Origin of the sequence: Achromobacter mucicolens (assembly GCF_902859725.1) — a bacterium.
GTDB lineage: Bacteria > Pseudomonadota > Gammaproteobacteria > Burkholderiales > Burkholderiaceae_B > Achromobacter > Achromobacter mucicolens.
Map to the genome: position 1 here is coordinate 39,982 of NZ_CADIJP010000006.1, position 12,054 is coordinate 52,035.

At 61.5% G+C, this 12,054-nt stretch carries 11 protein-coding genes; 3 read left to right on the forward strand and 8 right to left on the reverse strand.

Features of this window, described 5'->3' with window-relative positions:
* The first annotated feature begins 132 nt into the window (after positions 1-132).
* Positions 133-273 carry a hypothetical protein gene (locus HV786_RS08835; RefSeq protein WP_158216704.1) on the forward strand — a complete coding sequence of 47 codons (141 nt, stop codon included), beginning with the start codon at positions 133-135 and terminating at the stop codon, positions 271-273.
* A gap of 38 nt (positions 274-311) precedes the next feature.
* Complete coding sequence (locus HV786_RS08840; protein WP_128828779.1) at positions 312-1,949, forward strand: mechanosensitive ion channel family protein; 1,638 nt, start codon at positions 312-314, stop codon at positions 1,947-1,949.
* A 22-nt stretch (positions 1,950-1,971) separates the two neighbouring features.
* Here HV786_RS08840 and HV786_RS08845 read toward each other — a convergent pair whose 3' ends face one another.
* The 3 genes from HV786_RS08845 to aspT (HV786_RS08855) form a co-directional block, all read right to left on the reverse strand.
* Complete coding sequence (locus HV786_RS08845; RefSeq protein ID WP_175210564.1) at positions 1,972-3,246, reverse strand: patatin-like phospholipase family protein; 1,275 nt, start codon at positions 3,244-3,246, stop codon at positions 1,972-1,974.
* The gene (locus HV786_RS08850) at positions 3,243-6,002 is read right to left on the reverse strand and encodes an aminotransferase class I/II-fold pyridoxal phosphate-dependent enzyme (protein WP_128828780.1); all 2,760 of its coding nucleotides are present in this window, start codon (positions 6,000-6,002) and stop codon (positions 3,243-3,245) included. Before HV786_RS08850 ends, HV786_RS08845 begins: the two co-directional genes overlap by 4 nt.
* A gap of 62 nt (positions 6,003-6,064) precedes the next feature.
* On the reverse strand, positions 6,065-7,753 hold the full coding sequence (aspT, locus tag HV786_RS08855) for an aspartate-alanine antiporter (protein ID WP_128828781.1): 1,689 nt from the start codon (positions 7,751-7,753) through the stop codon (positions 6,065-6,067).
* 274 nt (positions 7,754-8,027) lie between these two features.
* On the opposite strand from aspT (HV786_RS08855), the gene aspT (HV786_RS08860) reads away from it, so the two are divergent.
* Positions 8,028-9,719, forward strand: a complete 1,692-nt coding sequence (aspT, locus tag HV786_RS08860; protein ID WP_128828782.1) for an aspartate-alanine antiporter — start codon at positions 8,028-8,030, stop codon at positions 9,717-9,719.
* 8 nt (positions 9,720-9,727) lie between these two features.
* Here the strand turns inward: aspT (HV786_RS08860) and HV786_RS08865 are convergent, their stop codons facing one another.
* From HV786_RS08865 to HV786_RS08880, 5 genes are all read right to left on the reverse strand, one after another.
* Positions 9,728-10,294, reverse strand: a complete 567-nt coding sequence (locus tag HV786_RS08865; RefSeq protein WP_128828783.1) for a hypothetical protein — start codon at positions 10,292-10,294, stop codon at positions 9,728-9,730.
* A gap of 145 nt (positions 10,295-10,439) precedes the next feature.
* Entirely contained in the window at positions 10,440-10,646 is a 207-nt protein-coding gene (gene lysC / locus HV786_RS27575; protein WP_420809634.1) for an Rz1-like lysis system protein LysC, read from the reverse strand.
* Positions 10,549-10,965, reverse strand: a complete 417-nt coding sequence (locus HV786_RS08870; RefSeq protein ID WP_158216705.1) for a hypothetical protein — start codon at positions 10,963-10,965, stop codon at positions 10,549-10,551. The genes lysC and HV786_RS08870 overlap by 98 nt, the downstream gene beginning before the upstream one ends.
* Positions 10,962-11,372, reverse strand: a complete 411-nt coding sequence (locus HV786_RS08875) for a M15 family metallopeptidase (RefSeq protein ID WP_128828785.1) — start codon at positions 11,370-11,372, stop codon at positions 10,962-10,964. Before HV786_RS08875 ends, HV786_RS08870 begins: the two co-directional genes overlap by 4 nt.
* A 93-nt stretch (positions 11,373-11,465) precedes the next feature.
* Positions 11,466-11,774, reverse strand: coding sequence for a hypothetical protein (locus HV786_RS08880; protein ID WP_128828786.1), 309 nt, complete (start codon positions 11,772-11,774; stop codon positions 11,466-11,468).
* Between the last annotated feature and the right edge of the window lie 280 nt (positions 11,775-12,054).

The window sequence follows — 12,054 nt, forward strand, 5'->3', positions numbered from 1 at the left end:
AGAACGCAAAATCGCGCATCCCGGCAATCTGGGTAGCACTGCGCGCAAGTGACGAAGTATAGGAACGCGTCCACAAGCAATCCCATCAGAAATCTTCGATTCTTTGGGCCGTCCGTCTCGCTGGCGCCTCGCGTGGCCACGGCATCCATTGCTGCCGGCGTTTTCATGATGGAAGTCAACATCGACGCCGCCCTAATCCGCAATTCTGTCCGGATGGTCGTCATGCTGGTTAAATCGTCCGAAGCGGAGCTTCGCGCGCACGCTCGCCGGTGAAGCATGACTCAACGATGCGGTGAGCGTGGGAGACACAAATGGCCCGCAGACTCAAGTCGTTCATCCTGGCCGCCGTGTTGTTGGCGCCGCTGCTCGCGTTCGGGGCTGCTGGCGACGAGGCGCGTTCCACGGCCCCTGCCCTTGAATTGACGCTGGAGACAGCCCCCGTCGTGATCGACGGCCAGGTTCTGTTCACGGTCCGTGGGCTGTCATCGTTTCCCGCCGAGAAACGGGCGCAAACCATTGGGCGAAGAATCGAGGAAGCGGCCGGCGATGCCGGCTTCGCGAGCGCCGGACTGAAAGTGGGCACCATAGAAACCGGCTCGGTCATCCTGGCAGGCAAGACGGCATTGATGGTCGTCACCGATGCGGACGCCCAGCTCGAGCAAACCACGCGCGAGAACCTCGCGGCCTTGCACCTGGCGCGCATTCGCCAGGCGATCGATGAATACCGGCTGACCCGCAGCACGGACTACCTGATCAAGGCGGCCCTTCATGCGGCTGGCGCCACCGTCCTGCTGGCGGCAGGCATTGCGGTCTTGCTCTTGCTCAACCGATGGCTGGACAAGGCCGTCTCCAGGGTTCTGAAGCGTCGCGTTCATGACGTGGACATCCAGTCGTTCGAGGTCGTGCGGTCGGACACGATCTGGAAAGCGTTGCATGGCGTGATCCTGGCGATCGGGATCATGACCATCGTCGTGTCGATCTACGCATACCTGCAATACGTGCTTGCGCTCTTTCCCTGGACCCGTTCCGTTTCGAACGACTTGCTCAACCTGTCGACCCGCGCTGCCCGCAGACTTGGGAAGTCCACAGCCGAGATCATTCCCGACGTCCTGATTCTGATCATCATCTATTTCCTGACCCGCTTTACGCTAAGCCGGGTCCGAAAATTCTTCGCCGCAGTGGAGCAAAAGCGCGTCGTCTTCACGCAGTTCGAACCGGATTGGGCCATGCCGACCTACAAGCTGCTCCGGGTGCTGATCCTGGCGTTTGCGGTTGTCGTCGCATACCCCTACATTCCTGGCTCCCAAACCGCAGCCTTCAAGGGCATCTCGATCTTCATCGGGCTCATGCTGTCGTTAGGCTCTTCAACGTCAATATCCAACCTTATCGCGGGCTACCTGATGACCTACCGGCGGGTTTTCAAGGTTGGGGATCGGGTGAAGGTGGGCGATGTCGTCGGCGAAGTCGTGGCCGTCCGCCTTCAGGTGACGCATCTGCGTACGAATAAAAACGAAGAGGTGACAATACCGAACTCCCAGATTCTGAACAGCGACGTCACGAATTACAGTTCCCTTGCCGGCACCAAAGGTTTGATTCTTCACACCACGGTCGGGATCGGCTACGAGGTGCCGTGGCGGCAGGTCGAGGCCATGATGCTCACCGCCGCCGGGCGGACCGCCGGCGTGCTTTCAGATCCAAGCCCCTTCATTCTCCTGACCAAACTGGGAGATTTTTCGGTTTCATACGAGCTGAACGTCTATGTGCGCGACACAGAAATGATCGGCAAACGCTACGCCGAGCTGCATCGCCACATCATTGATGTCTTCAACGAGTACCAGGTGCAAATCATGACGCCTGCCTACGAGGGAGACCCCGACCAGCCCAAGGTCGTGCCGCCGGAACGTTGGTACTCCGCGCCCGCATCTGCGGACGTGAGATCCAAGCCCTGACACGCGCGACGCTGCCCGCGATCTATTTGCCGGGTGAATCAACGGTCGGCAAGGCGAAACCCGGCGGCACATGGGTCCACGGGAAGCCCTTCAACGCCATGTCATAGGCGGTGTCGTACAGCGATCGCATGTACTCCGTGTCGAACTCCTCTCGATGAGGCGCCCGAAAGCTCGATGGAATGAACGCAAGGTTGAACTGGACGCCATCGCGGTGCGCCGTCGTGTAGATGCGGTAAAGATCGCCGATACCCTGGCTTTGAATCATGGACGCGACCGCGCGCGCCGCAATGCTCATTGTGGCGCGCTGCACCTGAATCCAGTCCGCGTCCAGCCGCGCGTTGCGGATGATATAGAGCTCCCGCTCGCGGTTGGCGCCACGCAGCGTCGCCTCCTCAGCCAAGCGCAGGGTCACCGGATAGGCAAAGACTTGCGCCACGACACCGCCATCAACGTGCATCTCCTGGTAGCGTCGTCCACCGGCTTCCACGTCAATCATCATGGGAGGAAAAGCGCCCGGAATCGACGTCGAGGCGACCATGACCTTTACGAACAAGTCCAATGCCGCAGGCCCCCCGTAAGTGGCAATCTTGCCCATATCCCAGATAACGCCACGGCCGGTATCGAGATCAGTGGTGCCGATCAACAGCATGCGCCCCTTGGCGTGCTCAGCGGCGATCTCCTCGAGGAATTCCTGGGTCACGAGCTTTCGGGTCAGGGCCAGGAGCGGGCGGTTGTCTGCCATTGCGTCGCTCAACACGCCGCCGAGCAAGCTGCGCTTGACCATCACGTCATCTGGCGAGGTCGTTGTATAGACTTCCTTCAGCGTCGCATCATATTTCTTGCCGACAAAAGCAAAAGGGGCAATCAGCGCACCCGTGCTGATGCCGGTCACAAGCTTGAACTCCGGTCTCGTGCCTGTTTCCGTCCATGCGTTCAACAACCCCGCAGCAAACGCCCCGTTGTCGCCACCACCAGAAATCGCAAGGAATACCGCTGGCCCCAGCTTGCCCGAATACCCCTGCCTCGCAAGATAATCCTGTTCCCTTTTCAACGACTCGTAGGCTGCCTGAACGACTTTCGGCGAGTCGGCCACAACCAGATAGCGCACGCCAGGCATTCCGGGGACTTCTACCTTGTCGACCAATCCATGCGGCACCGCCGATAGCCGGGCGGGCGTCGCGGTGCACCCTTGAAGAAACAACCCGGCCGCCATGATCAGGGCAAGGCCGAACGCAGCGTCAATGTGCCGCCTTCCTGCAAAAAGCGTCTTGAACAGCGTCACGAAGAATCTGCTCATGCTCTGTTTCTCTCCGCGCCTTTGAAGACCGACGGCTTTATCAACTTGATTCCGCGCGCCCCGTTGTAGCCATGAATCTCTTTGACATCGAGCTTGCGCATGAACTCAATGGTGTGCGCGTCGATGATCTGTCCTGGCACCATGATCGGGAAGCCCGGCGGATACGGGATGACGAAATTCGCTGACACCAGCGGGGGGCCCGCCTCAAGGCGCTTGTCAATGTCTTGACTGGACAGCGGCAGATATTCGCAGTCCGCTTCGTTGTAGGCCGCGAAGAAGGCGTCTCGCATGTTGCCTTCCTGCGTGGGGCTGCGCGGGTCATCTCGATAGCCGTCATGAAAGCGGCTGAAGTTGGGAAGGCTGGGCACATCTTCCATCAGGCTCCTGACTTTTTCGGCGAATTCTGCCCTGCCCGCTTCGCCGCTTTCCTTGAATCCTGATTCGATTTCCTCGGAGATCTCCAGCAGCACCTTGATAAGCATCGCGACGTCACTGCGTGTGTTGTTGATATTGCTCTGAAGCAAGACGCTGTTGCGCGAGGTCTTGTTGAGTTGGATGTTGTAGCGGGAAGCCAGCAGGTTCTTGAACGTGGTGCCGTCGTATCCCGCCGTGCCGCACACCAGCGTCAGGCGGGTCGGGTCCAGGCAGAACTCGTCTTCCTTGAACGACTTCACGGCGGTCAGCCAGTTCGTGCCCGGCGCCAGATAGTCGGCAAAGCCCGATGCGCGAAATTCCTCGGGGATCATCTTGTCGGCCCCCAGCACGCTGAAGTAGCGCGAAATCAGGGGATGATTCGCGACCTCGCGGCGGATGGCCAGGGCGACCTCGATGGCGCGCATGACGAGCTCGTAGCCCTCCAGCTCCATCTGACGGCGAGCCACATCCAGCGAGGCAATAATCTGCGCATTGGGCGAGGTCGATGCATGGATGAAGACCGCTTCGTGGAATGCCGAGACATGGTGCTCGTAGTCTTCATCGCGCACGGCGATGATCGATCCCTGCCTTAGGCTCGACATCGATTTGTGCACCGAATCCGTCTCGTAGACGCGTACGCGCATGGCCCGCGGATCGGGAACCAGAACGCGATCCAGCAGCCGCGGGTCCTGGGGGTCCAGATCCTCGCCAAGTTCGCGGCACTGTGCCTGCCAGGCCTCGAGCGCCTTGGGGTCGTCGCGCCATGCCTGCAGCGCGGCCGCGGCGCCCATCGCCGTGCGCATGCGCAAGAATGGGGACCAGCGGGCAAAACCGAACCACGCCTCGTCCCACAGGAAAATCAGGTCGGGCTTGATGGCCAGGCACTCGGCCATGACGCGCTGGGTGTTGTAGATGTGCCCGTCGAAGGTGCAGTTCGTCAGCGTGACCATGGCCACCTTGTCCAGGCGCCCCGCCGACTTCAGCGCCAGCAGCGCCTCTTTGACCGTGCGCAGCGGAACCGCGCCATACATCGAATACTCCGTCATCGGAAAGGCTTCCACATAGAGCGGCTGCGCGCCCGACAGAACCATCCCGTAGTGGTGCGACTTGTGGCAGTTGCGGTCCACGATCACGATGTCGCCCGGTTTGGTCACCGCCTGGTAGACCATCTTGTTCGACGTGGACGTGCCATTGGTCACGAAGAACACGTGGTCCGCGCCGACCGCACGCGCGAACTTCTCCTGGGCGACCTTGATGTTGCCCGTGGGCTCCAGCATGCTGTCCAGGCCGCCTGTCGTGGCGGACGTCTCCGCCAGGAAGAGGTTCAACCCATAGAATTCGCCGAAGTCGCGAATCCAGTTTGACTTGATGATCGACTTGCCCCGCGCGATGGGCAACGCGTGAAAGGTGCTGATCGGCTTGGCGGCATACTGCTTGAGATTATCGAAGTGGGGCGTGGATTGCCGATCACGCACGCCCTCCAGGATGTTCAGGTGCACCTCCATGGGCTCTTCGACCTCATAGAAGACGCGGCGGATCGCCGAGGCGCTGGGGTCGCCCGCCAGTTGTTCCACGTTCCTATCGGTGAGCAGGTAAATGTCGAGCTCAGGCCGGATGCGGGCGATCATGTGGGCCAGCCGCACCCCGATCTCGCGCGGCGCGTCGACCGTCATGTCCAGGTGCTCGTAGACGCTCAGAAAATCCCGCAGCAGCGGGGCATCGTGCTTGGACGGGATGGGGATGCCGTCATAGATGACGACGGCCTCCAGCTTGCCGTTGAGAATCGTGGCTAGCAAGGCATCTTCGACGCTTCCGACCAGGACGGGCTCGTAGATCAGGGGGTCGTCGTGCCGCCGCAGCTCGCGGATTTCTCGGGTGATCGCCGCTGCGCGGGCGGCGGGCGCCGGGCTCACGAACAGCGCCTCGAAGTACGGCCGGCTGGAGTGGCTTCCCGCCAGACCGGGCGGGGTGCGGTCGGGCCCTTCGCCGGAGAATTCCTCTGTCGCCTGCCATTCGCTCTCGTCGTAGCGATAACTGCCCGATAGCAGGGAGTTGCTCATGCGCAGGATGAGACGCGCCGCGCCCATGCCGTCCCCGTCCGCGATCCGCTCGTCCAGCGCATGCAGCAACCGCACGCCCGGGTACGCGAAGTAGCTCTCCATCGGGAGCAGGTCCGCCAGCGCTTCCTGCACGGGTCCCGCGCCCGCGCCGGTCCTGGCGCACCGGACCTCGGCGGCCCAGGCCTGCGCCTTGGCATTCAGGTCGCGCCACCGGTCCAGGCGCGCGGCCGAGTTCGAGAGCAGGTGGTCAAGTTGGTGCTGATCGTTCGTTTCGGATGTCATGGCAGTCCCCAGATGGCTGGCGTAAGCCCCGGCAGACAGCCAGCCGAGGCGCGTGGGCGTCGTTACGAAAGAATCATGATCACCACCATGCCCCAGATCGTCAGCAGGGTATTGCCGACAGCGTAGGTCACCGTGTATCCCAAGCCGGGAACCTGGCTTTTCGCGGCCTCGCAGACCATGCCGAGCGCCGCGGTGGTGGTGCGCGCTCCGGCGCAGATGCCCAGAATCAGGGCCGGGTCGAAGCGAAAAATGAACTTGGCGACCAGCATCCCCAGCACGAGCGGAACGGCGGTCGCAAATATGCCCCACAGGAAGAGGCTGATGCCCAACTTCTGCAGCCCGGCGACAAAGCCCGGCCCAGCCGAGATACCCACCACGGCGATGAAAACATTGAGCCCGACGGAGTTCATGAACCACAGCGTGGGCTCGGGAATGCGGCCAAACGTGGGATGGATGGCGCGGAACCACCCGAAGACGATGCCGGCAATCAGCGCACCGCCCGCCGTGGAGAGCGTGAGCGGGATGCCGCTGACGTTGATCACGACGGCGCCGACAAGCGCGCCGATCGTGATGGCCAAGGACATGAACGCAACATCCGTCACCGTGGTCGGCCGGTCAACGTATCCGAGATTCTTGGCGGTGGCATTGATGTCCTGCGTGCGGCCGACGACGGTGATGACGTCGCCCCGGAACAACTGGGTCTTTGGCAGGATGGGTATCACCGTCTCGGTCGGACCGCGCCGGATCTTTTTCAGGAACACGCCACGGGCTCCCGGCCAATGCGCCAGTTCTTCCAGCGGCTTGCCATCCACACTCTTGTTCGAGATGTAGATATCGACACCCTCGGTCTTGATGTCGAGCAGCTCGGCGTCCTCGACTTCGCGCCCGCTGGGGCCAAGCCGTTCGATCATCTGGTTGCGCTTGCCGCCGATCGCGACCACGTCCCCCGCCTCGATGACCGTTGCCGGATCTGCCTCGATGATCTTTCCGCCCCGCCGGATCCGTTCGACAAACGCGCGGAATCCGGGTTGCACGCCGGCCTCGATCTCGCTGACGGTCCTGCCGATGAATGGGCTGTTCTGTGCCACCGAATAGGCCCGGACGTCGAACTCGTACCAATTGGTCGCGTCCGCCCCGCCCTGCCCGGCGCCCAGTTTCACCTCGTAGGCCTTGCAGGCGGCCACCAGGTCGATGCCAAGAAGCTTCGGCCCGATCTGTGCCAGGATGATCGCCGAACCCACGGTGCCGAAGATGTACGTGACCGCGTAGGCGATCGGCATGGAGTCCAGCAACGCCTGGGTATCCTCGGGCGAGCGGCCAAGGCGTCCGATCGCATCGGTCGCCAGCCCCATGGACGCGGAGATGGTCTGCGACCCCGCGAACAGGCCTGCCGCGGAACCCAGGTCGTAACCTGCAAGGATCGCGGCAACGACGGCCGCGCCCAGGGACAACAGCGCCATGACGACGGCAAAAATCGCCTGGGGTAGTCCATCCTTGGCGATGCCGCGCACGAATTGCGGGCCCACCCCGTATCCCACCGCAAACAGGAACATCAGGAAGAAGACCGACTTCACGTTGGGGGATATCTTGACGCCCAGTATGCCGATGACGATCGCGACAAGCAGCGTCGAGGTCACGGCGCCCAGACTGAAGCCCTTGAAGCTTTTGCCGCCTATCCAGTAGCCGAAGCCCAGCGCCAGGAAGATGGCGATTTCCGGATAGGCTTTAAGCGTGTCCACAAACCAACTCATGATTCTCTCCTTGACTGTTCCTGGGTGGAAAGCACTGAGTCATGCAGGTTCGGAAATCTAATGCGACGCCCGCGCAGCGCGGATGTGCAGCGCCAGAGTAGAGCAGCCCGCATCAACGAAATTGACATTGGTCAACATACCCAACGGCCCATGTCTGAAACTGATCGGGACGCAAATCGCTGCGATCTGCACAATCAAAATCAAAGCGCGGCGCCGGCTCGGAGCCGGACCTGCTCGAAGCGCCGGAGCTTCCTCTTTCGGGGAGACAAATGCCATGGACTTCTTTAGCAACTTGCTGCAGCGCAACCCGGAACTGGCGGTTTTCCTTGCCATCGGGATCGGCTATTGGGTGGGGGCATTCAAGATTCGCGGCGTCGGCTTTGGACCTGTAACGGGATCGTTGCTGGCCGGGCTGCTGATCGGATACTTCGTTCAAGTTCCGATATCCGATACCGCAAAACAGGTGCTGTTCCTGCTATTCATGTTCGGAATCGGATACTCCGTGGGCCCAAGCTTCTTCCGAGGAATGAAGGACGGCGGGTGGCGATGGGCGGTGCTGGGCGTCGTCGTGCCGGTTGCGGGGTTGGCTACTGCGTGGGTGCTTGCCACCTTGTTGAAGCTCGAGATCGGCTATGCGGTGGGCCTCATCTCAGGCGGGCTGACCGAATCTCCGGTCATCGGAACGGGCAGCGAAGCGATCCGGCACCTGCCCATCAGCGTCGACGAACAAAATCGCCTTATCAGCCAAATCGCCGTGGCCGACGCGCTGTGCTACATCTTCGGTACGTTCGGCGTCATCTGGTTCTGCTCGAGCCTGGGACCAAAGCTGTTGCGCATTGACTTGAAAGCGGAAGGCGCGAGGCTTGAACAGGTCTATGGCATCGAACGCGAGAAAGTCGGCGTGACCTCCGCATGGAGACGATTCGACCTGCGCGCGTATCTGGTCCAGGACCATCACGCGATCGTCGGAAAATCGGTTGCTCAGGCCGAGTCGCTTTTCGCGCCGGAGCGGCTGTTCATAGAGCGAATCAGACGTAACGGCAGTCTGCTTGTCTCTACACCCGAAACCCGCCTGCTCGCGGGCGACGTCATCGCCGTCTCCGGCAAAAGCGAAGTCCTTCTCAGAGTGCTGGATCGTAATGCCATCGAACAAGCCGATCGAGAGCTGCTCGACGTTCCAAGCGCCATGTTTGATGTCGTGCTGTCCAAGCGAGAGTTTGTTGGTAAAACGGTCGCTCAAATCGCTGATCGCGCCGAGGAAGTGCGAGGCGTATTCCTGCGAGATATCCGGCGCGGAAGTGAAAAGATCCCGATTGGCCCCGGCACCGTGCTCCAACGCGGCGATGTCCTGACCATCGTTGGCCCGGAAACGGCGGTGGAGCGCGTGGCGGCGCTTGTGGGAAGCGTGGTGCAGGAAGCAGATTCCACCGATTTCGTCGCGCTGGGCTTCGGCGTCTTTCTTGGCGCGGTGATTGGCACCTCGCTCGTATTGCCCATCGGCGGCATGCCGATCGCCATCGGAAGCAGCGTCGGAACATTGGTGCTGGGCCTTTTGGTCGGCTGGCGCAATGCTGGCAAGCCGTTATTCGGCCGAATATCCCACGCTTCCCTGGAATTCATGAAGTCGATCGGGCTGGCCGGTTTCGTCGCCATGATCGGATTGAAGGCAGGGCCTCTTTTCGTCGACGCGCTGAAAGAAGTTGGACTGACGATCTTTCTGGCGGGCATCGTCGTGACGTTGGTGCCCTTGTTCGTTGGCTTGCTGGTGGGACGATATTTGTTGAAGCTTGAGCCGCTTTTATTGTTGGGCGCATTGGCCGGCGTGCAAACCATGACCGCCGGCCTTGCCGCGGTGCAAGAAAAATCCGATAGCCCCGTCGCGGTCATCGGCTATTCCGGCACAGTGGCCTTCGGACATATTCTGATCACGACCTGGGGCACGGTGATCGTCTGGCTGTTGTTTTGACCGTGCACTTACCCAATCAGCCTCAGGAAGGAAGAGCGGTCCATGACCCAGACCAGAACAGCCACGACCGAAGCAAAAACCAAGAATGCTCGCCTTCCATTGCGGAGTCCGGCTGATGGCAATGAAACGGCCTTTTTCCCTTTGAGGCGCCGCTTTTCCCAGGTCTTCAGGAACAGCAGATAGCCGGCATACACGATTGGGTATGCAATCAGCAGATTCAAAAAGGTGCGATGCGGCAGCAGGTCATCATGCGCCGTCAGCGCAAGCGCGCAGGCGGAACTGACCAGCAACATGCCGCTTTCGATGTAATCCTGAATCGACGCGATGGCCAGCTCTGCTTTGGGTGTACCCCGCTGATGTCGGACGACCCCGCGGCCCGCGGTCAACCCCGCCATGGCGGCAAGCCAGAACGAGCAATAGGAAAGAAAGTAAGCCCGTCCGTCCGAGGAAGTGAAAAACGAAGCAGCGTCGGCGTCGTTCAGAAAAACGAGCACCACCACGGGAGGGGCCAGCAACAGAAGCGCCAGCCCAAACAGCGCCCAATCGGCGCCGGTCAAATTTTCCATGTGGTTCATCTACTTGCGCTCCAACAAGGCATCGTTATATTCAGATAACGGCACCGGACGGCGGAACTGAAATGCCGTTCTGGTTGAATGCCCTAGGTTGCGAACGGTCACGAACCTCGGGGACGCGCCACGGTGAGACGCACCGGCCAGAAGCTTAGGGGTGGCGCCATGCGTTCATCACTGCCTCGTGGCGGGCTGCGCACTCCGCGTACTGGAATGCCAGCGCGGCATGCGCCTGCGCCAAGTCATCCCAGGATGGAGAATCAACGCGCGCGATCGGCGGGCACGGCGCGCTGAGGTTGACGGGCAGCGTTGGCCGCGTCGATGGCGTCGTTGGTTGCGCGCACCCTGCCAGGGTCACGCACGCAGTCAGCAGGCAAAGGACGCTGAACAATCTCATGGGTATACCTCTCGATGACCTGGGGCCGCGTGGCTGCAAGCTGATCGATGCGGGCCTGCAGGTCGCCGGACAGCCCGGTCAGGCGCTCAGCTTCGGATTTGAACTCTTGTAAGTCTGCCACGCGGTGGGCCTCCTGGCATTCAGCCCGGCCAGCTTCTCGCTGGAGGTGCCCATACCAGGCGACGCCCGCGCCGGCGGCGCCCAATACTGCCGCACCAGCCACGCCAGCGACCGCGTATCCCTTCCAGCCGGCCAATGTCTTGAGGGCGGCGACGGTCATGCGCGTCCCTTCCAATCGCGCGGGATCTGGAAGTGCGGCCCGTCCTTGAACGATTTCCAGTCCCCGCCCCACTCCACCGGGACGCCTAGCTCGCCGGCGCAGGCCTTGACCACCGAGGCCAGGTCGGCAAACGCCTGCCAGTTGTTCCAGGGAATCGCACCGCCCACGAGCGGCGCCAAGTCGACGGCATGACCCAACCCATGGGCCTGCGGCAGGTGGTGGCTGGCCATGGTTTGGCTGGCTCCTTTCCTGACGTATTCGCGCTGCTGCGCCAGCGTACGCAAGCCTTCCACCACCGTGAAATCCACAGCCGTGCGCTGAATCGCCCGCTTCACGACGGCGACCAGATCGGGATGCACACCGATCAAGCGCGTCAAGCTGCGCTGTGAAAGCTGAAACTGGCTCATTACTCTGGGCTCCATGTATGTTTGGCCGTCTGAGCGGCCACGTAGCAGGCGGGCAAGCCCATGAAGCGCGCGAAGATGACATTGTTGTACATGTCACGCCCCCTTACCGCGCACTCGGTCGATTGCGGCCTGCCACAAGGCTCCCACGGGCAACGCCTGCACGGCTTCCCAAGCGCGCGAGACGATCGCCATGCCAAACATCCCGGTGAGGAATCCGGCCAAGCCCTCCGGGATGCCGAGCATCAGCGAGAGATAAGGCGCCGCATAATAGGCCACCAACGAGCCGCTGCCCGCCATGCTTAGCCGCGCGGGCCAAGATCCTTGCAGGTAGCGCATGGACACAACTGCGCCCAGCACGCCGGCGAACTTAGCGGCAAGGGCGTCGAAATCTTGAACGTTCAATTGCGTCCCCGCAGATAAAGTAAAGACCGCCTTAGGCGGCCACGTGATGACGGCAGTTCGCGACGTAGGTCCGGTCGACGCGAGCGATGCGGCGGTACGTCCACGATCGGAAATATTTCGCCGGATTGGATGGTGAATTTCTCATCCCGGGCAGCATCGCTCATGTACGTCGGCGCCGTCTCTTTCGGGATCGACAGCCCGCATTCGGGCCAGGACCCGGCCTCAAGGTAGCGGCTCTGTAGCGCAAATGCGTGTTACGCGCGCGCAACGTCATCAAATA

Bases quoted from the DNA above. Each gene is read 5' to 3' on its own strand.
- HV786_RS08865 (WP_128828783.1), bottom strand. From the start codon at position 10,294: ATGAACCACATGGAAAATTTGACCGGCGCCGATTGGGCGCTGTTTGGG.
- aspT (WP_128828781.1), bottom strand. From the start codon at position 7,753: ATGAGTTGGTTTGTGGACACGCTTAAAGCCTATCCGGAAATCGCCATC.
- HV786_RS08875 (WP_128828785.1), bottom strand. From the start codon at position 11,372: ATGAGCCAGTTTCAGCTTTCACAGCGCAGCTTGACGCGCTTGATCGGT.
- HV786_RS08845 (WP_175210564.1), bottom strand. From the start codon at position 3,246: ATGAGCAGATTCTTCGTGACGCTGTTCAAGACGCTTTTTGCAGGAAGG.
- HV786_RS08840 (WP_128828779.1), top strand. From the start codon at position 312: ATGGCCCGCAGACTCAAGTCGTTCATCCTGGCCGCCGTGTTGTTGGCG.
- aspT (WP_128828782.1), top strand. From the start codon at position 8,028: ATGGACTTCTTTAGCAACTTGCTGCAGCGCAACCCGGAACTGGCGGTT.
- HV786_RS08850 (WP_128828780.1), bottom strand. From the start codon at position 6,002: ATGACATCCGAAACGAACGATCAGCACCAACTTGACCACCTGCTCTCG.
- HV786_RS08870 (WP_158216705.1), bottom strand. From the start codon at position 10,965: ATGACCGTCGCCGCCCTCAAGACATTGGCCGGCTGGAAGGGATACGCG.